Origin of the sequence: Kitasatospora sp. NPDC058190, from assembly GCF_042883685.1 — a bacterium.
GTDB lineage: Bacteria > Actinomycetota > Actinomycetes > Streptomycetales > Streptomycetaceae > Kitasatospora.
Genome location: NZ_JBHVVI010000018.1, coordinates 77093 through 94386, shown reverse-complemented (window position 1 = coordinate 94386; position 17294 = coordinate 77093). Strand labels below are relative to the sequence as shown.

General features: G+C 71.3%; 21 protein-coding genes. 6 read left to right on the top strand and 15 right to left on the bottom strand.

Features of this window, described 5'->3' with window-relative positions:
* Position 1 precedes the first annotated feature (1 nt).
* From ACFVWU_RS11630 to ACFVWU_RS11585, 10 genes are all read right to left on the bottom strand, one after another.
* Positions 2 to 661, bottom strand: a complete 660-nt coding sequence (locus ACFVWU_RS11630) for a hypothetical protein (RefSeq protein WP_387618325.1) — start codon at positions 659 to 661, stop codon at positions 2 to 4.
* The gene (locus ACFVWU_RS11625) at positions 658 to 1335 is read right to left on the bottom strand and encodes a hypothetical protein (protein WP_387618322.1); all 678 of its coding nucleotides are present in this window, start codon (positions 1333 to 1335) and stop codon (positions 658 to 660) included. Before ACFVWU_RS11625 ends, ACFVWU_RS11630 begins: the two co-directional genes overlap by 4 nt.
* Positions 1325 to 2644, bottom strand: a complete 1320-nt coding sequence (locus ACFVWU_RS11620; protein WP_387618319.1) for a putative T7SS-secreted protein — start codon at positions 2642 to 2644, stop codon at positions 1325 to 1327. The genes ACFVWU_RS11625 and ACFVWU_RS11620 overlap by 11 nt, the downstream gene beginning before the upstream one ends.
* Positions 2641 to 2940 carry a hypothetical protein gene (locus ACFVWU_RS11615; RefSeq protein WP_387618317.1) on the bottom strand — a complete coding sequence of 100 codons (300 nt, stop codon included), beginning with the start codon at positions 2938 to 2940 and terminating at the stop codon, positions 2641 to 2643. The genes ACFVWU_RS11620 and ACFVWU_RS11615 overlap by 4 nt, the downstream gene beginning before the upstream one ends.
* Before the next feature lie 260 nt (positions 2941 to 3200).
* Positions 3201 to 3521 (bottom strand): multidrug efflux SMR transporter, encoded by a 321-nt coding sequence (locus tag ACFVWU_RS11610; RefSeq protein WP_355672618.1) that lies wholly within the window; start codon positions 3519 to 3521, stop codon positions 3201 to 3203.
* A 7-nt stretch (positions 3522 to 3528) separates the two neighbouring features.
* Positions 3529 to 4224, bottom strand: coding sequence for an HAD family hydrolase (locus ACFVWU_RS11605; RefSeq protein WP_387618314.1), 696 nt, complete (start codon positions 4222 to 4224; stop codon positions 3529 to 3531).
* Positions 4225 to 4318: 94 nt separating this feature from the next.
* A complete protein-coding gene (locus tag ACFVWU_RS11600; RefSeq protein ID WP_387618311.1) occupies positions 4319 to 5404 on the bottom strand; it encodes an ABC transporter ATP-binding protein in 1086 nt (361 codons plus the stop codon).
* 31 nt (positions 5405 to 5435) lie between these two features.
* Positions 5436 to 6245: an ABC transporter permease gene (locus tag ACFVWU_RS11595; RefSeq protein ID WP_380612306.1), complete on the bottom strand. Its 810-nt coding sequence runs from the start codon at positions 6243 to 6245 to the stop codon at positions 5436 to 5438.
* Complete coding sequence (locus tag ACFVWU_RS11590) at positions 6245 to 7240, bottom strand: ABC transporter permease (RefSeq protein ID WP_387618308.1); 996 nt, start codon at positions 7238 to 7240, stop codon at positions 6245 to 6247. Before ACFVWU_RS11590 ends, ACFVWU_RS11595 begins: the two co-directional genes overlap by 1 nt.
* A 6-nt stretch (positions 7241 to 7246) precedes the next feature.
* Positions 7247 to 8416, bottom strand: coding sequence for an ABC transporter substrate-binding protein (locus ACFVWU_RS11585; RefSeq protein WP_387618306.1), 1170 nt, complete (start codon positions 8414 to 8416; stop codon positions 7247 to 7249).
* Positions 8417 to 8742: 326 nt separating this feature from the next.
* Here ACFVWU_RS11585 and ACFVWU_RS11580 point away from each other — a divergent pair, with 326 nt between their 5' ends.
* Positions 8743 to 9522, top strand: coding sequence for a GntR family transcriptional regulator (locus tag ACFVWU_RS11580; RefSeq protein WP_380612227.1), 780 nt, complete (start codon positions 8743 to 8745; stop codon positions 9520 to 9522).
* A gap of 34 nt (positions 9523 to 9556) precedes the next feature.
* Here ACFVWU_RS11580 and ACFVWU_RS11575 read toward each other — a convergent pair whose 3' ends face one another.
* On the bottom strand, positions 9557 to 11137 hold the full coding sequence (locus ACFVWU_RS11575) for a phosphonate degradation HD-domain oxygenase (RefSeq protein ID WP_387618304.1): 1581 nt from the start codon (positions 11135 to 11137) through the stop codon (positions 9557 to 9559).
* A gap of 183 nt (positions 11138 to 11320) precedes the next feature.
* Between ACFVWU_RS11575 and ACFVWU_RS11570 the strand changes: the two genes are divergently transcribed.
* Positions 11321 to 11905 (top strand): hypothetical protein, encoded by a 585-nt coding sequence (locus tag ACFVWU_RS11570; protein ID WP_387618301.1) that lies wholly within the window; start codon positions 11321 to 11323, stop codon positions 11903 to 11905.
* Between the two features lie 74 nt (positions 11906 to 11979).
* On the opposite strand, the gene ACFVWU_RS11565 is transcribed toward ACFVWU_RS11570, so the two are convergent.
* The 3 genes from ACFVWU_RS11565 to ACFVWU_RS11555 are packed head-to-tail and all read right to left on the bottom strand — an operon-like array spanning position 11980 to position 12802.
* On the bottom strand, positions 11980 to 12189 hold the full coding sequence (locus ACFVWU_RS11565) for a hypothetical protein (protein ID WP_387618298.1): 210 nt from the start codon (positions 12187 to 12189) through the stop codon (positions 11980 to 11982).
* On the bottom strand, positions 12189 to 12392 hold the full coding sequence (locus ACFVWU_RS11560) for a hypothetical protein (RefSeq protein ID WP_387618295.1): 204 nt from the start codon (positions 12390 to 12392) through the stop codon (positions 12189 to 12191). The genes ACFVWU_RS11565 and ACFVWU_RS11560 overlap by 1 nt, the downstream gene beginning before the upstream one ends.
* Entirely contained in the window at positions 12389 to 12802 is a 414-nt protein-coding gene (locus tag ACFVWU_RS11555) for a hypothetical protein (protein ID WP_387618293.1), read from the bottom strand. Before ACFVWU_RS11555 ends, ACFVWU_RS11560 begins: the two co-directional genes overlap by 4 nt.
* A gap of 109 nt (positions 12803 to 12911) precedes the next feature.
* Between ACFVWU_RS11555 and ACFVWU_RS11550 the strand changes: the two genes are divergently transcribed.
* From ACFVWU_RS11550 to ACFVWU_RS11535, 4 genes are all read left to right on the top strand, one after another.
* Positions 12912 to 13748, top strand: coding sequence for a Scr1 family TA system antitoxin-like transcriptional regulator (locus ACFVWU_RS11550; protein ID WP_387618290.1), 837 nt, complete (start codon positions 12912 to 12914; stop codon positions 13746 to 13748).
* A gap of 4 nt (positions 13749 to 13752) precedes the next feature.
* A complete protein-coding gene (locus tag ACFVWU_RS11545) occupies positions 13753 to 13941 on the top strand; it encodes a DUF397 domain-containing protein (protein ID WP_387618381.1) in 189 nt (62 codons plus the stop codon).
* 73 nt (positions 13942 to 14014) lie between these two features.
* Complete coding sequence (locus tag ACFVWU_RS11540; RefSeq protein WP_387618287.1) at positions 14015 to 14338, top strand: DUF6087 family protein; 324 nt, start codon at positions 14015 to 14017, stop codon at positions 14336 to 14338.
* A 93-nt stretch (positions 14339 to 14431) separates the two neighbouring features.
* On the top strand, positions 14432 to 16072 hold the full coding sequence (locus ACFVWU_RS11535) for an APC family permease (RefSeq protein WP_387618284.1): 1641 nt from the start codon (positions 14432 to 14434) through the stop codon (positions 16070 to 16072).
* 51 nt (positions 16073 to 16123) lie between these two features.
* On the opposite strand, the gene ACFVWU_RS11530 is transcribed toward ACFVWU_RS11535, so the two are convergent.
* The gene (locus ACFVWU_RS11530) at positions 16124 to 17209 is read right to left on the bottom strand and encodes a pyridoxal-phosphate-dependent aminotransferase family protein (protein WP_387618282.1); all 1086 of its coding nucleotides are present in this window, start codon (positions 17207 to 17209) and stop codon (positions 16124 to 16126) included.
* Positions 17210 to 17294: the final 85 nt, after the last annotated feature.

The following is a 17294-nucleotide window of genomic DNA, read 5'->3' as shown; positions in this document are numbered from 1 at the left end:
ATCACTTTATGTGCTCTAGTGATGGACTTGACTGACTGTTGGGGGAGCGTGGGTCGGGCCGGGCGAACCAGAGCAGGATGAGCGCGAAGCCTGCGTTGAGCCCGATGGCGAGCCAGAGGGAGGCCGGTGAGTCGGCCTCACCCGGGAGCTTGGGCGCGACGCGGCCGGCCGGGTCCATCCGGACGGTGACCGTGTCGCCGGGCTTGAACCGCTCGGAATCGGGCTTCAATGGCCCGCCCGGGACGGTTCCTTCGCCCCTCGACACGAGGGTGTACGTACGCGTCGTCGATCCGCGCGAGGACTTTTCGACGTGCTCGGTGACGACCACGGCATGCACGTCCCGGCCCGAGGACAGCACCATGTTGTGCCAGGCGTCCGCACCTGCTCCGGTGGCCATCAGAAGGACGAGGAAGGCCAGGGCCAGAGAGGCGCCGAAGGCCTTGAACCCGGGGTCGCTTCCGGGAGCTCCGAGCTTCGAGACTCCGACGCCCACCGCCATGAGGTACAGGAATCCCAGGACGAAGGCCAGGAGGTTGCCGACGTAGACGTTCGCGAGGACGACGCCGATGAACAGGCAGGTCAGGATGCCGATGAGCGCGAGGGCACGGCGGAGCCAGCCGTTGCCGGTGCGCGTGGTCCGATCGTCTCGGGAGACCGTCACCCGAAGGCCTTTCGGATGTTGTCCCACTGCTCGGGCGGCAGGTTGTCGAGGCTCTCGTCCCGGGGCGGGTGGAAGGAGATGCCGCGGAACGCCTCGGCGAGCAGCGGTAGCCACTCGGGCCAGTAGTCGAGGTCCTCGGTGGTGAAGACCGCGGCGACCACGTGCGGGCTCCACGGGTGCGGGATCAGCAGTTCGAGCTGACGCACCGTGCTGACGGTGGAGTCGGGCACGCCCCACACCGCGCCCGGGACCGGGACGGTCAACTCCCGTGCGGCGAGGGCGGCCCGGCCGAGGGGCAGGTCCACCACGCCGACGTCGGCGTCCGGCCAGGCCTCGGCCAACTCCTCGGCGACGCGGTCGGGGTAGCTGCCGCGCGGGTCGAGCTCCTGCGGGCGGACGAAGACGGCGAGCATGCCGTGGATCGGCTCGCCGTCCTCGGCCCGGACCAGGCAGCTGGAGACGTGGACGGCGCCCTCGCGCAGCTGGGCCTGCAGGGCGGTCTCGGCGGCGATCACGACGCCGAGCTTCTGCTCGGGGAGGGTGTCAGGGAACAGGGTGTCCAGGCTTTCGGCGGCGCGGGCCATCCGGTCGCCGAGGTCCTCGTCCAGGTCGACGGCGGTGAAACCCGCGGGCAAGGTCAGCCAGAGCGGGGGAAACGCGGTCTCAACGGCCATAGCCGGCCGCCCATCCGCCCACGCCGAGCAGGTTGCCGACGGTGGACACGGTTCCGACGATGGCGTTGGCCTTGCCGCCGCCGGCCGCGAGGCCGCCCGAGCCGATGAGGTTGTTGGCGCCGGTGGTGTAGCTGACCGCACTGGTGAGGCCGTCGCTCGGGTTGTCCTGGGTGAGGGCGTACGCGGTCGGGGCGTTGAGCCCGGCGGTGGTGGCGGCCTGGACGCCGTCGGAGACGTTCATCGCGGTGGCCTTGGAGAGCCCGAGTTTGACGCCGGGCTTCTCGATCGCGGTGGTGAAGATCGGGTTGGCCGGGTCGACCGCGCGGGCGGCGGTGCGGACCTCGGTCGTCCCGGCCGCCACGGCCCCGCGCACGCCCGAACCGGCGGCGCTCGCTTCGCGGACGGCGGTGATGCCCTTGGCGGCGACCCCCACCCCGGGGATCGCGCCGAGGATGTCGCCGCCCAGGGTCAGCCAGTTGCCGACGTTCTTCTGCGGTGGCCACAGCTGGCCCTTGGCGGCGTACTGGGTCGCGTGCGCGCCCGCCGCCGCGACGCTCAGCAGGATCGCGGGCAGGGCGAACGCCGGGAAGAAGATCGCCGCCACGCCGCAGACGCCCGCGGCCACCGTCAGCAGGTCGGCGCCGTGGTTCTTCAGCCAGTTGCCGACCTTGCTGAGCCAGCCCGGCTCCGGTGGGGCCTTGCTGTCGGCGGCCTTGCGGATGGCGGTGGCGGTCTTGCGGGCGTCGGACTTGTGGCCTTCGGCGAGCTCGTGGGCCTGGCTCTGCAGGCCGGTGAGGGTCGAAGTGGCGCTGTTGACCAGCCTGGTGGCCTCGTCGAGGTGCTTCTTGGCGGCGGTGTAGCGCTGTTCGGCGGCGGCGAGGGAGGCGTCGTCGGGGAAGCTCTTGCCGGCCAGTTCGAGGTCGGGGGCGGCGGCCGCGGTGCGGTGGGCCTGTTCGGCCTGTTCCTTGCCCTGCTTGGCGGCGATCGCGGCGCGGGCCAACTCGGCGGCCTTGGGCTGGTGTTCGTTGAGCGTCTGGTACCAGGTGTCGAGGGCCTGGTAGGCGGCGGTGATCGAGTCGGCGGCGTCCTGGAGGTAGCCGGGGAGCTTGCCGAACTGGGCGGCGAAGGACTTGGCGGCCTCGCCGGTCCACTGGCCCTGGTTGTCCGAGATCTGGGTGAGCGTGGTGTGGACGCCGGTCAGGTGCTGGGAGACCCGGCGCAGGCTGCCGCTGAGGCCGGCCACGGCGGCGGGGTCGCCGGGGGCCGGGTTGAAGCCGAGGCCGGACCAGTCGGGCTTGGGGTCGGTCACGACTGCCCCGCCGCCGGGGTGAGGGCCTTGGTGATGCTCTTCTCGGTGCCGTCGTAGGACTGTGCGACCTTGTCCAGGCCGTCGTCGAGGACCTTGACGCACTCGCGGACCTTCTTGAGGCCGTACTCCCACTTCTCCTGGAAGTGCTTGCCGGCGTCCTCCAGGAAGCCGAAGCCGAGTCCGTCGCGGCTCGCCTCCTTGAGCGCCTTCAGCCCCTGGTCGAGTTCGTCGCCACAGTCCTTCAGGTCCTTGGCGAGCTTGGCCAGGAACTCGGGACTGACCGTGAAATCGGCCATTTTCTCCCCCGATGCGTCGGTTGTCGGACCGGCCGAGCATAACGCCGTCGGTGCGTGGGCGATCCACGCTGCCGGGCCTCGGCCCGTATGCGCACGGGATCCTTGCGCGGAGGCGGCGTGGTGTTGACGGCGTGGTGTTGACGTCCGCAGCGCGAGATGCCGCGCTCTGCGGCAACAAACGGGCCGGGGCGGGAAGTCGGTGCGTCCGACTTCCCACCCCGGCCCGGTGGCACGCGATGTGACGATTCGTCAGTGACTGTTCAGTGACTGCCCTTGAGGTTGAGCACGACCACCCCGACGATCACCAGCGCGAGCCCCAGCCACTGCAGCCTGCCCAGCGACTCCCCGAAGGCGACCACGCCGATCCCGGCGACCGCCGCCGTCCCGGCGCCCGACCAGACCGCGTACGCGACCGAGACCGGTATGTGCTTGAGGGCGCGGCCGAGCAGGAAGAAGGAGAGCGCGTAGCCGATGCCGACCCCGATGCTGGGCCAGAGGCGGGTGAACCCCTCGGTGAGTTTGAGGCAGCTGGTGGCGCAGACCTCGCTGATGATGGCGAGGGCGAGCAGGAGGTAGGACATGTCGCTGTCAAACCGCCGGCGCGGCGCAGAGCTTCCCGAGCAACGCGAGGTCGACCTGCTCCAGGCTGGTCAGCAGGGTGATCCGGTCGCCGTCCGGCATCGGGACGGCGGTGGACGGAACGGCGAGCACGGCGCAGCCGGCCGCGGTGGCGGAGGCGACCCCGGTCGGGGTGTCCTCGACGGCGACGCAGACGGCCGGCTCCAGGCCCAGCCGCTCGGCGGCGGCCAGGTACGGGTCGGGCGCGGGCTTGGTGCGCGCGGTGTCCTCGGCGGCCAGGGTGACCTCGAACCAGTCGCGGCCGATCGCCGAGAGCACCAGGTCGACCACCCGGCGCGGGGAGGCGGAGACCAGTGCGGTGGGCACCCGGGCCTCGCGCAGCGCGGCCAGCAGGGCGAGCGCGCCGGGGCGCGGCACCGTCTCGGCGGCGACCTTGGCGGCGAAGGACTCGCCCAGCCGGGCGGCGAGTTCGGCCTCGCCGAGGGTGGTGCCGCTGACCTTGTGCAGGTGGGCGGCGGTGTGCTCGACGGCCTGGCCGAGCACCTCGGGGGCGTCCTGGTCGGTGAGCGGGCGGTCCAGCTCCTCGGCGAGCTCGGCGGCGGCCTGCCACCACAGTTGCTCGGTGTCGACCAGGGTGCCGTCCATGTCGAAGAGGACGGCGGAGGGGAGTGCGGACTCGGTTTCGGGCATGGCGGTTTCAGGCATGGCGGTACCTTCGGGCTTCTTCGGACGGTGCAGGGGCGGTGGAAGACCCTCGGCGGCGGGACCCTTCGCAGGGGATTCTCCCGCAGCGGGGGGCTCAGGCGGTACGGCGGTCCACCAGCACCGGGCGCTCCGGCAGCGTGAGGTCGGCGCGCGAGCCGGCCGGCAGGGCGGCGGCGGCCTCGGTGGGCAGGTCGGCCTTGACCTCGGTGCCGTCGTCCAGGCGGACGGTGAGCCGGGTGACGGCGCCCAGGAAGGACGCGGTGATCACCAGCGCCGGGCCGTTCTCGGACGGGGTGAGGGTGACGTTCTCCGGGCGGACCAGCACCTGCAGGTCGCCGTCCGCCGGGATCGCGCCGTCCACCGCGTGCCGGCGGCCGAGCACCTCGACGCCGTCCGAGGTGCGGGTGCACGGGATGCGGCTCATGGTGCCGACGAACTCGGCGACGAAGGCGGTGGCCGGCCGGCCGTACAGCTCGGACGGGGTGGCGCACTGCTCCAGCTTGCCGGCTCGCAGCACCGCGACCCGGTCGGCCATCGACAGCGCCTCCTCCTGGTCGTGGGTGACGAACAGGGTGGTGATGCCCAACTCCTGCTGCAGGCGCCGGATCTCCTCGCGCAGCTGGAGGCGGACCTTGGCGTCCAGCGCGGACAGCGGCTCGTCCAGCAGCAGCACGCGCGGCTGCAGGGCGAGCGCGCGGGCCAGCGCGATGCGCTGCTGCTGACCGCCGGACATCTGGTGCGGGTAGTGCCCGGCGCGGTGCGGCAGGCCGACCAGCTCCAGCAACTCCTCGGCGCGCTTGCGGCGTTCGGCCTTGCCGGTGCCGCGCATCCGCAGCCCGAAGGCGATGTTGTCCAGCGCGGTCAGGTGCGGGAAGAGGCTGTACGACTGGAACACCATGCCCGCGTCGCGCTTGTGCGCCGGGATCGAGGTGATGTCCTGGCCGTCGACCAGGACCTCGCCCGAGTCGTGCTGCTCGAAGCCGGCCAGGATGCGCAGCGCGGTGGTCTTGCCGCAGCCGGACGGGCCGAGCAGGGCGACCAGCTCACCGGGGTGGACGGTCAGGTCGAGGCCGTCGAGCGCGGTGGTGGCGCCGAAGGAGCGGCGCAGCGAGCGGAACTCGACGGTGGCGCTGCCCGGGGCGAGCGCGACGCCGGTGACGGGGGCGGTGGCCGTGGTCATGACTGGTGACTCCTGGAAAGCGGGGGGTGGTTCAGGACCGGGCGGTCTTGCGGCCGCGGCCGACGGCGGACATCAGCAGCAGGACGAGCCAGACGATCAGCAGGCTGAGCATCGAGACCGCGACGGACATCTGGCCGTCGCTCTTGCCGTTGGAGTTGATCCACACCGAGAAGGGGGCGAAGCCGAGGATCGAGGCGGTGGTGAACTCGCCGAGCACCAGGGCGACGGTGAGCACGGCGGCGTTCAGCAGCGAGCTGCGCAGGTTGGGCAGGACGACGGTGAACACCGCGCGCAGCCAGCCGGCCCCGCAGTTGCGGGCGGCCTCGACCAGGGTGACCACGTCCACGCCGCGCAGGCCGGCGTCGATCGCCCGGTAGGCGAACGGCAGCGCCATCAGCACGTACGCGATGACCAGGACGATCGGGAACTTCGGGTCCTGGATGGCCACGATGGTCTGGAAGAGCGGGGTGTCCTGCAGGTAGTCCGGGCCCCAGCGCAGCACGCCGATGATGCCGGTGGTGAGCGCGACGACCGGGACGACCAGCGGCATCGAGCACATCACCTCGATCACCGGGCCCAGCTTCGGCGCGCCGAGCCGGGCGGCGAGCACCGCCGGGACGAGCAGGAGCAGCAGCACCGCGACGGTGACGGCGGCCAGTTCGAGGCTGAGCACCAGGCTGTCGGTGAACCCGGGGGCGTTCAGCAGTTCGGTGTAGGCGCGGAAGGTGGTGCCGCCCTTGTTGTCGTCGATGCTGAACCACAGCGAGGCGGCCATCGGCACCGCGAAGTAGATCCCGCAGATCAGCAGGACCAGGCCGCGGCCGAAACGGATGCGATTGATCAGGCGAGCCACTTGGCACTCCGGCGCTGAAGGGGCAGGTACAGGGCCATCACCAGGCAGGCGACCACGATCATGTCGAGGCCGAGGGCGAGGGCGAGGTTGCCCTGGCCGACCAGGACGTTGCCGGACAGCGCGTCGCCGATCTGCATCGAGATCAGCGGCACCGAACTGCCCACCATGGCCTCGGCGGTGGCGTACGCGGCGAAGGAGGCGCCGAACAGCAGCACGAAGCCGCCGAGCAGCGAGGGCAGCAGGACGGGCAGTGCCACGTGCCGCCAGTACTGCACCGAGGTGGCGCCGTTGTTGTACGCGGCCTCGCGCCACTGGGCCTTGAGGCCCTCCAGGGCCGGGGTGATGGTGATGACCATCAGCGGGACCAGGAAGTAGAGGTAGACCACCGACAGGCCGGAGAAGGTGTAGAGGTTCCAGCCGTGCTTGGTCAGGCCGAGCTTCTTGGTGACCTCACCGGCGTTGCCGAGGGTGGCGACGAACATGAAGGCCAGCGGGACGCCGCCGAAGTTGGCGAGCACGCCGGAGGCGGACATCACGGCCTCGCGGAAGGCCCGGAAGCGGGAGGTCGCCACGGCCTGGGCCAGCGGCAGGCCGACCACGGTGGCGATCAGCGCGGTCAGCAGCGAGAGCTTCACGCTGCCCCACAGGGCGGTCCAGTACGCGCCCTGGAGGGAACCGGTGAGGTTGTCCATGGTGAAGGTGCCGCCGCCGTCGGGTGCGTCCGAGGAGGTGGTGAACGCGCCGATGGCGATCGCGACGGCCGGCAGGCCGAAGCCGATCACGAAGAAGAGCAGCAGGGGGAGGGCGGCGAGCCAGGCGCGGCTGCCGCCGGCCCGGCGCTTGGCCGGGCGGGGGGCCTTGGCGGTCGCCGCGGTGGCGGCGGTGGCCGGGGCCGGGGTGGGGGTGACGGGGCCGGCGGTGGCGCCCCCGCCGCTCTGGGCGGCGGAGGCGGTGGCCGGCACCGGGGTGGGAGCCGTGGTCATCTCAGGTCAGCCCGCGATCGCCTTGGCCCAGTTCTCGGTCACGACCTTCTTGGCCGCGTCCGTCTGGTCCTGGGTGGGGAAGGTGGTGAAGGGCTTCTCGACGGCCGGCAGCTTGGCGGAGGCGGCGGCGTCCAGGGTGCCGGCGGCCTTCATCGAGTCGAACAGGGCGGGGGTGGCGTAGCCGCCGAGGAAGCCGTTCTGGCCCTGGGCGCTGTAGAGGTACTCCTCCCACAGGCGCGCGGCGGCCGGGTGCGGGGCGTCCTTGTTGATCGCCTGGTTGTAGTACTGGGCGTAGGAGCCGTCCGAGGGGATGGCCACCTGCCAGTCGATGCCCTTGTCCTTGAACTTGTCGCTGTAGCCGGCGTTCAGGTACGACCAGTCGATGCTGATCGGGGTCTCGCCCTTCTCGATGGTCGCCGGGGTGACCTCGACCGGGTTGAAGTTGCCGGCCTGCTTGACCTTGCCGAAGAAGTCGATGCCGGGCTGGATGTTGTCCAGCGAGCCGCCGTTGGCGAGCGCGGCCGCGTAGACGGCGCCGAAGGCGGCACCGGCCTTGGTCGGGTTGCCGTTCAGGGCGACCATGCCCTTGTAGTCGGGCTTGAGCAGGTCGGCGAAGGTCTTCGGGCAGACGGACACCTTCTTGGCGTCGCAGCCGATCGACATGTAGCCGCCGTAGTCGTTGTAGCTCAGGCCGTTGGCGTCCTTCATGGTGGCCGGGATCTTGTCGAAGTCGGTCACCTTGTAGGGGGCCAGCAGGCCCTGCTTGCCGGCGCTGATCGCGAAGGCCGAGCCGAGGTCGACGACGTCGGGGGCGCGGTCCTGGCCCTTGCGGGAGGTGACCGCGTTGATCTCGTCCTGGCTGGAGCCGTCCGGGTTCTCGTCCTCGATCTCGATGCCGTACTTCGCCTTGAAGTCGTCCATCAGCTTGCCGTAGTTCGCCCAGTCGCGCGGCAGCGTGATGACGTGCAGCTTGCCTTCCTTCTTGGCGGCGGCGACCAGGGCGTCCATGCCGCCGAAGTCGGCGACGGAGGTGGCGGTCTTGGCGCTCTTGCCGCCCGCGGCGTCGCCGCCGGACTTCGCGGAGGAGGAGCCGGCGGAACCGCAGGCGGTGAGGGACAGCGCGGCGGCGGTCAGGACGGCCGCGAAGGCGGCGGTGCGGGCGCGGTGCACGGACACGGGTCAGTCTCCTGAGAAGGGGGAACTGCAAGCGGGTGTCTTGATCGGGGGATCAGGCGAGTGGCGGTCCGGAGCCGTCCGAGGTGAGTTCGGATCCGTCCGAGTTGACTAGCCAACTTCGCTGACGGGGGTAAGTACGCCGGAGTTCGGTGACGGGAAGGTGAACGGACGACTCAGAACCGGGGTCGGCTGCGGGAACGGTGGAATCCGGCCATCGGAGCGTGATCCGTTCGGTGCGATGCTCTGAATGCGCAGCGGGATATGGTCGGGCTGTCCGCGCCGGTACGGCTGCGCAGGACACCGCCCCAGGAGGGACATTGACTGACGTGGCAGTAGAGCCCGGGCGCCCCGCCGAGCGCGCTGCCGGCGCCCTGTACCGCAAGGTGGCCGCCGATCTGCGCGAGGCCATCACCACCGGCGCGTACGGCGAGGCGGGCCGGCTGCCCGCAGAGGGCACGCTGGCCGAGCAGTACGGGGTCTCCCGCGGCACCGTCCGCCAGGCGCTCGCCGTCCTGCGCTCGGACGGGCTGGTCACCTCCCGTCGCGGCACCCGCCGGGTGGTGCTCGGGGGCGCCCGGGTGCAGAGCTTCTCCGAACTGCTCAGCTTCACCCATTGGGCGTACTCGATGGGCGAGGAGCCCGGCGGCATCCTGGACTCCCTGGTGCGGCGCCCGGCCGACGCCGCCGAGCGCGAGCAGCTGCGCCTGGAGCCGGGCGCCGAGGTGTACGTGACGGTCCGGCTGCGCACGCTCTCCGGCACGCCGGTGATGGTCGAGCGCACCATCTACCCGCCGCGGGTCGGCGAGATCGTCGCCGAGCTGCCGCCGGACGTGGTCTCGCACACCGAGGTGCTGCGCGAGCACGGCATCCTGTTCACCGACGCCGACCACACCATCGACATCGTCGCCGCCAACGCGGAGGACGCCCGGCTGCTCGGCTGCCGCCGGGGCGGCCCGCTGCTGCGCGAGCGGCGGCGTACGACGGACCCGACCGGCACGCCGGTGGAGTGGTCCCAGGACCGCTACCTGCCCGGGACGGTCGCCTTCAGCGTGCACAACTCGCTGGCCACGTCGGCGCTTTCGCGGCACGCCCGGGAGATGGACTGAGGCCCCGTTCCCGGGCGTGCTTCGCGTACTGGCGCTAGCGCATGAGCGCGGCGAGCAGCGGGCGGTAGTGCTCGAAGTCCGGCGCGTTCGCGCCGGGCTCCTTCGCCCGCTCGTCCCAGCGGCGCACGGCCACCGCGTCGGCGGCGCCCGGGAGCTCGGCGAAGGCGGCGGCCTCGCGCTCGTCCATCGGACCGCCCTGGACCCGCAGGGTGTACTCGGAGGCCTCGGAGAGCCGGGCGCGGTAGCCGTCCTCCACCGCGCACAGGTAGCGCTTGGCGGCCACGTGCAGCCGGACCGGCTCGGTGACCTCCGGGCCGAACCACTGCGCCAGCCAGTCGGCGCCGGTGTCGCTGTGCCGGTTGTCCTGTCCGCGCATCAGGTCCCGTCCGTGCAGGGCGCCCTGGAAGTGTCCGATGTCGTGCAGCAGCGCGGCGGCGACCAGGTGGTCCGGCGCCCCCGCCGCCTCGGCCGCCGCGGCGGCCTGCAGCATGTGCTCGGCCATGGTTACGGCCTCGCCCAGGTACTCCCCGGCGCCCTCGCCCGCGAACAGCTCGGCGATGTTGTCCAGGGCGGCGGTGCGGCGGTTCAGCACGGCGAGGGTGCTGGCGAGTGAGTCGAGGTCGGCGTAGCAGCCCTGGAGGTGGCGCCGACCGTCCTGCTCGAAGGCCGTACGGGCGTGCAGCAGGCGGGTGTTGTCGAAGACCAGGCAGTCGCCCGGGTCGAGCCGGAAGGTGAGCTGGAGCTCCGGGCGCAGGGTGATCGCGGCGAAGCGGCGGTAGGCCGCGTAGAAGGCCTCCAGGTCGCTTCCGCTACCGCGCAGGGTGCCGATCGAGCGGTTGTTGAAGCGCACCTCGCGGATCCGTCCGAGCGGGTCCACGTCGATCAGCGGGCGGTCGGCGCGCAGCTCGGTGCGGCGGTCGCGGAAGACGAAGGGGACGGGGGTGCGGGTGAGGGTTTCGAAGTCCTCGGGGGACTCGTCCCGGAGGATCGCCGCTGCCTTGAAGCCGTCCACCAGGCCGGAGTCGCCGCCGGTCGCCGAGTTCTCCAGGCAGTGCAGGAGCTGGAGGGTCGGCACCGGGTCCCGGTAGGGGTTGTCGGTGTGCGGGGCGATGGCCTTGTCCGTGAACGCGAGGTTGTTCGGATCCGGCTCGACCCGGACGTCGAACAGCTCGCCGTAGTTGGTGACCCGGACGTAGCCGAAGCTCTCGGCCACCCGGAGGACCTGCCGCTCCACGGTCGGCACCCCGCGCAGCACGGCGAAGCCGCTGCGGCGGACGGCGGCGAGGACGGCGGCCTGCTCGGCGGGGTCGGCGAGGTAGGTCGCCCAGTCGGCCTCGGGGATGCCGCGGGCGAAGTCGGCGGCCGTCCAGAGCCGCTTGTCCAGCTCGGTGCGGCCGTCGCCGTCGGCCTCCTCGCGGAGCCAGGTGAGCGGGTAGCGGGAGCGGTGCCCGTCGGACCAGAGCACCTCCAGGTTCCCGTCGATCTCCTTGCTCGCCGCGATGGTGAGGTCCGACGGCAGGTCGTTGATCTGGAACAGCTTCTGCCCGTTGCGCGGGTCCCGGCACTCGCCGCACGGGCAGTTGTCGCGCAGCCAGTAGGGCGGCAGCTCGGTCACGGACGGTCTCCTTCTCGGCGGTGTCTCAGGTGGAGTTGTATAGCCAACTTCACCAGCTGAGCCGGAGCCTGCCTGCCCCCGATGAGTTCCGGGTGCCGGGCGGGTGAACGCTGCGGGAACTGTGCCGGGAGAGGTGGCCGAAAACGATTGCACGGGGTGGTCCAGACCTGCTCGGATATGCCGGTGAATGATCGACTTCCGAGAGCCGTCGCGCTGGTGGCCCTGGCCGCCCTGGCGGCGGCCTGCACCGACGGCACCGGCACCCCGGCCGCCGCACCGAGCACTGCCCCCGTCGCGACGGCGGCGGACTGGACGTACCGCCCGCCGAGCGAGTTCCAAGGACTGCCGGACGTCCCGGACTCCGCCTCCGTGAAGCTGATCCGCAGCGGCGTCGCGAAGGGAGACCTGCCCGCCTCGGCCGTGGGCACCAGCTACATCAGCGCCGACCAGGTCCGCAACATCACCATCCGTGCGATGCCGCAGCACTCCGCCGACCCGGCCAAGGATCTGGAGGAGCTGATGGCCAAGGAACTCCCCACGCCGGAGCTGCGCGCCGGCTTCGCCGACACGGACCCGGGCGGGCGCGGCGGCGTGATGCGCTGCGGCTCCTTCGGTGCCGACGGCAGTACGGTCAGCGCGCTCTGCCTGTGGGGCGACGGCAGCATGCTGGGCATCTATGGCGAGTACGCCCGGGGCTCGGAGCAGAACGTCGACCTCGCCGCCCAGCACGCCCGCGAGTTCCGCGCGCTCGCCGAGGTGCCTGCCTGACCCGGGTTGCCCCGTCGCGCGGATCCGTCCTGCCCGCCAGGACGGGGCCCGCGCGGTGACTGCCGTGTGCCCGGCTACAGGGGGCTGCCGGGCGCGGGACGGAGGTACGCCTCGGCGGCGGCGCGGGTATAGAAGCGCCTGATTCGGTCCGAGCTGCCTCGCACTCGGAGGTACCGATGCTGGTCCGGGTCCCACAGGCCCCAGCACTCCACCAGGAGGAAGTGCGGGCTCCGGGAGTTGATCAGACGGATCTCGTATCGCTTGCGGGAGAGGGTGGTGGCCATCAGGCGACCTCCGGGTCCGGGTGAGGCTGCTCGTTGGCACGTACCCATCGCTCAGCCTGGTCGTACGAGTAGAACCGCAGCGGTTCGGGGCGGGGTGGCAGAGCCTTCACCAGGTGGCCGGTCTCACGGTCCCGGATGACCCAGACCGGGTACGAGGCTCCGTCGTGGGTGTCGGCGGGAACGATCCCGTATCGCTGGCTCATCGGCGGGCCACCTGGAGGAAGCCGCCGGCCTTCTCGACCTGGGCGGCGAACTCGTCGAACTCGCCGTCGATGGGGGAGACGGTCGCCCTGGAGGGGACCAGGATCGCTCCGGCGCCCCTGTCCTTGACCGTCTGCAACGCGGCCAGGAGCAGGGGGCGTTGCTCCGGGGACTTCTCCATCTCGTCGTCCACGACGGTCAGGGGCACCTCCCAGTCGTAGGCGAGCGCGTACTCCTCGCAGCTGCGCATCTCCAACTCGGGGAAGGCGGGACTGGTCTTGGCCAGGTAGATCACCACCTGGAAGCGCTCGGTGCGGTTCGGGTTTCCCTCAACTCCCTTGCGCGAGGCGGCCGGACCGGCCTCGCGGAGTCGGGGGACGTGCTGGCCCGACGGGGTTCGTTGCAGCTTCAACGCCCATTCCTCTCTGTAGTGAGACGACTACCCAGGGCGCAAACTGTCCTCTATGCTTAGGGGGTCTTCAAGCTGTCAAATCTGCTCGAAGAGATAGGGATCAAGGCCCTTGAACAAGGTTGAGCTGGACCCCGACGCGGGCCCTGCGGCGAAGTTCGGCGTGTTTCTGCGCACTTCACGGGAAGCACGGGGGTGGACCCAGGAAGATCTGGCCCGTGCCATCGGCTACTCCGCGACGCATGTGTCGGCCGTGGAAACTGGTCGACGTCCCCCAACCCGGCGCCTCGCGCGGGAACTTGACAAGGTGTTTGGGTGGGACCGCGTGTTCGCCCGCAAGGCTCTCGATCTCAAGACCTCGGCGCTCCTCGAAGGGTTTCCGCAGTACGTGGCTCGGGAGTCGAAGGCCGTGGAGCTGCGGCTGTTCACTCTCGGGATCGTGCCGGGTCTGCTCCAAACCACGGACTACGCAGCAGCCATCGCAGCGGGAGCGGTCCGCCGAGGCAGCATCACACAGAGTCAGGCTGATGAACGGGTGGCCTACCTTGCGCGCCGACAGGCCACCATGCGTCGGGAGCCCTCGCCGTTGATCCACGTCGTCCTGGATGAGAGCTGCATCCGTCGGCCGGTCGGCGGACCTGCGGTCATGGCAGCTCAGCTGGATCAGCTTGTTGAGTTCGCCGGGATGCCCAACACGATGCTCCAGGTGGCTCCGTATGCCATAGGCGAAGAGCGGTCGTTCGACCTCCCGGTGAACATCCTCACTCTTCCCGATCGGTCCTTGATCTCCTACGCGGAATCGGCGCAGCAGGGGCACCTGGAGCGGGATAGCGGCGCAGTGCTGCCGGTACTCACGGCCTACTATCAGCTACAGGCCCTCGTGCTCTCACAAGCTGAGTCCGTGGCCCTGATCAGCCGGCTGAGGGAGGACTACCGTGACCGCGAATGAACCCATGTGGTTCAAATCTTCGTACAGCAGCAACGGTGGCGACTGCGTGGAGGTAGCAGGGAACTTGGTCGCCTCTGACGCTGTTCCCGTCCGTGACTCGAAGGACCCCGAGGGCCCCTCCCTGGTCTTTCCGACCGATGCCTGGTCGGCCTTCGTCTCCGCCGTGCGAGGTGGGGAGTTCGGCGCAGTCTGACCCAGCGGATGAACCGCCCCGGCCTCGTCGGCCGGGGCGGTTTGTTCTGAGGTTCGAGCTGGAGGATCAGGACGTGGTCTTTCCCGAGGATGAGTCGCTCGCGGAGTGGTACGGCGCCCGGGCCGGTCGGGATCGGCCGGAGGGGACGCGGGACGCGCTGGTGCTCGCGCCCGAGGATCGGCGGGGGCTGCATCCGTTCGAGGACGTTCCCCGGCTGGTGGTCGAGTGGGACGGGCGCGCCTGGCGGCCGGTGGCCGTTGCCGCCGACTTCTCGGAGGCGTATCCGCTGATCATGCGGCGCGACGGGGAACTGATCGAGGCGCAGGACGACACACCGGTGGCATTGCTGCGAAGGGGGACCGGGCGGCACCGTCGGCCACTTCCTCCGTCTGGCTGACAGGGGTGGGCCGGAGCGCGTTTCAGCGCGGGGGAGTCCCGGGTGCTGCGGCACTGTCGGGGGGATTTCCCCGAGGCGAGAGGCGGCTGCGCCATGGCCCATCCCGACACCGCGTCATCGCCCCCCACGGGGCAGGCCGGGCTCAAGCGCGAGGTCGGCCTCGTCGGACTGCTCTGGGCCTCGGTCGGGGCGATCATCGGCTCGGGCTGGCTGTTCGGGGCGCAGAAGGCGGCGGTGGCGGCCGGGCCCGCCGCCCTGTTGTCCTGGGGCATCGGCGCGGTGGCGATCATCCTGCTGGCGCTGATCCACGCCGAGCTGGGCGGGCTGTTCCCGGTGGCGGGCGGTACGGCGCGGTATCCGCACTACGCCTTCGGCGGGTTCGCGGGGATGTCGTTCGGCTGGTTCACCTGGCTGCAGGCGGCGACCATCGCGCCGATCGAAGTGCAGGCGATGATCAACTACGCCCGGCACTGGCCCTGGGCGCGCGGCCTCCTGAACGAGGACCTGACGCTGACCGGTGCCGGGTTCGTCGTCGCGGCCGTGCTGCTCGGGGTGTTCGTCGCGATCAACTTCCTGGGGGTGAGGCTTCTCGCCCACACCAACAGCGTGGCTACCGTATGGAAGGTCGCCGTCCCGATCCTGACCATCTTCGCGCTCGGGCTCACCGAGTTCCACGGCTCCAACTTCACCGTCCACGGCTTCGCGCCGGGCGAGGCCAAGGGCGTGCTGGCGGCCATCAGCACCAGCGGCGTGATCTTCGCGCTGCTCGGCTTCGAGCAGGCCATCCAGTGGGCGGGGGAGAGCCGCAACCCCCGCCGGGACATCCCCCGGGCCGTCATCGGGTCGGTGGTGATCGGCACGATCGTCTACGTGATGCTCCAGGTGGTGTTCATCGGCGCCCTGCCGCCGTCGGCCTTCGCGGGCGGCTGGGCCAAGCTGGACTACCCCGGCATCAGCGGCCCGTTCGCGGGCCTCGCGAGGCTGATCGGCCTCGGCTGGCTGGCGACGGTCCTCTTCATCGACGCCGTCATCTCGCCGGCCGGCACCGGGCTGGTCTACATCACCTCCAGCTCCCGGGTCACCTACGGCCTGAGCCGCAACGGGTACGCGCCGCCCGCCCTGCAGTACACCGACCGCAACTCGGTGCCCTGGCTCGGCCTGGTCATCGCCTGGGTCGCCGGCGTGCTCTGCTTCCTGCCCTTCCCGAGCTGGCAGCGGCTGGTCGGCTTCATCACCTCGGCCGTCGTGCTGATGTACGCGGGCGCGCCGCTGGCCTTCGGGGCGCTGCGCAGGCGGCTGCCGGGGATGGAGCGCTCGTACTACCTGCCCGGCGGCACGGTCATCTCCCCGCTGGCATTCGTGGTGGCGAGCCTGATCATCTACTGGTCCGGCTGGGACACCCTGTGGCGGCTGGGGCTGGCGATCATCATCGGGTACGTGCTGCTCGGCGGGTACTCCGCGTACGCCGCGTCGAAGGGGGCGCCCAATGCGCCGCGGATGGACTTCAAGGCCGGGCAGTGGCTGCCGGTCTACCTGGTCGGGATGGGGATCATCTCCTGGCAGGGCACCTTCGGCGTGGGCGCCCGGGGGAACCTGCCGCTGTGGTGGGACATCGCGGTCGTGGCGCTGTTCTCGCTGCTCGTCTACTACTGGGCGCTGTCCGTCTCGCTGCCGGCCGAGGACATCGAGCGGAACATCCGCGGCGTCGAGGTGGTGGACGCGGGCGGGCACTGAGTGCTCGGACGAGGAGCAGCCCCCCGATCGGAGGGCCGCTTCGTCGTGACGCTACGCCTGGACGGTCGCGGCCCAGGCGGCCTCGGCGGCCAGCAGAGCGGGCTCGGCCTCGGCCTTCGTGGCCGTCGCGAGGGCGGTCAGGCAGGCGCCGACGGTCTCCAGCGAGGCCGCCGGGCCGTAGTGGTTGACCCGCAGCATCCCGGCGGCCAGGGTGCCGCCGCCGGGCTGGACCGGCAGGGCCGGGTCGAGGGCGGCGGCGAGCTCGGCGGCGTGCAGGCCGGCCGGGGTGCGCAGGGTGGTGGCGACCGGGGCCGCGTGGGCGTCCTCGTGGACGTACGGGGTGAGGGTGCCGAGTGCTCGGACGCCGGCCCGGGTGGCGGCGGAGGCGGCGCGGTGGCGGGCGATCACGGCGGGCAGACCGTCGGCGGCGATCCGGTCCAGGCAGGCGCCGAGCGCCAGCATCTCCAACTGGGCCGGGGCGTGCGGGAGTACGGCGCGACCGGCGTCGGTCCAGCGCTCCTTCCAGTCCAGGAGGGAGAGGTAGGAGCGGCGCGGGGCGGCCGGGTTGGCGGCGATCCGCTCCCAGGCGCGCTCGGAGACGGAGACGGCGGAGACCCCGGCCGGGCCGCCCATCGCCTTCTGGCCGCCGATCACGCACAGGTCGACGCCCCACTCGTCGGTGAGCAGCGGCTCGGCGGCGACCGAGGCGACCGCGTCGAGCATCAGCAGCGCTCCGTGCTCGCGGACCACGGCGGCGATCTCCGCGACCGGGTTGGTGTTGCCGGTCGCGGCTTCGGCGTGCACCAGGGAGACGAAGTCGACGGCCGGGTTGGCGTCCAGGGCCTCGGCCACCTGCGCGGCGCTCACCGCGCTGTCGAAGGGCACGGCGAGGTCGACGACCTCGGCCCCGCAGGAGCGCAGCCAGTTGCCGAAGGTCTGCCCGTACGGACCGGTGACGATGTTCAGCGCGGTGGAGCCCGGGTGCGCGGCGCTGCGGATCGCGGCCTCCAGCGGAAGGAGCGCCTCACCCTGGGTCACGATCACGTCGGCCTCGGTGTGCAGCAGCGCGGCCACCTGGTCCTCGATCGCCGCGAACTCGGCGGCGCTGAGCGGGGGGAGGTCGAGGAAGGGGCTCACTGGGAAACCTTTCGCAGGGTGGGTGGGTGCCGGAAACGAGTCTGCCGCATTCTGACTGCTTACACGGAGCGCCCCCGTCGGTAGA

What these genes read in the sequence shown, in the direction of transcription:
- ACFVWU_RS11625 (WP_387618322.1), bottom strand. Translation starts at nt 1,335, where the DNA reads ATGGCCGTTGAGACCGCGTTTCCCCCGCTCTGGCTGACCTTGCCCGCG.
- ACFVWU_RS11615 (WP_387618317.1), bottom strand. Translation starts at nt 2,940, where the DNA reads ATGGCCGATTTCACGGTCAGTCCCGAGTTCCTGGCCAAGCTCGCCAAG.
- ACFVWU_RS11610 (WP_355672618.1), bottom strand. Translation starts at nt 3,521, where the DNA reads ATGTCCTACCTCCTGCTCGCCCTCGCCATCATCAGCGAGGTCTGCGCC.
- ACFVWU_RS11605 (WP_387618314.1), bottom strand. Translation starts at nt 4,224, where the DNA reads ATGCCTGAAACCGCCATGCCCGAAACCGAGTCCGCACTCCCCTCCGCC.
- ACFVWU_RS11600 (WP_387618311.1), bottom strand. Translation starts at nt 5,404, where the DNA reads ATGACCACGGCCACCGCCCCCGTCACCGGCGTCGCGCTCGCCCCGGGC.
- ACFVWU_RS11590 (WP_387618308.1), bottom strand. Translation starts at nt 7,240, where the DNA reads ATGACCACGGCTCCCACCCCGGTGCCGGCCACCGCCTCCGCCGCCCAG.
- ACFVWU_RS11565 (WP_387618298.1), bottom strand. Translation starts at nt 12,189, where the DNA reads ATGGCCACCACCCTCTCCCGCAAGCGATACGAGATCCGTCTGATCAAC.
- ACFVWU_RS11560 (WP_387618295.1), bottom strand. Translation starts at nt 12,392, where the DNA reads ATGAGCCAGCGATACGGGATCGTTCCCGCCGACACCCACGACGGAGCC.
- ACFVWU_RS11545 (WP_387618381.1), top strand. Translation starts at nt 13,753, where the DNA reads ATGTGGTTCAAATCTTCGTACAGCAGCAACGGTGGCGACTGCGTGGAG.
- ACFVWU_RS11535 (WP_387618284.1), top strand. Translation starts at nt 14,432, where the DNA reads ATGGCCCATCCCGACACCGCGTCATCGCCCCCCACGGGGCAGGCCGGG.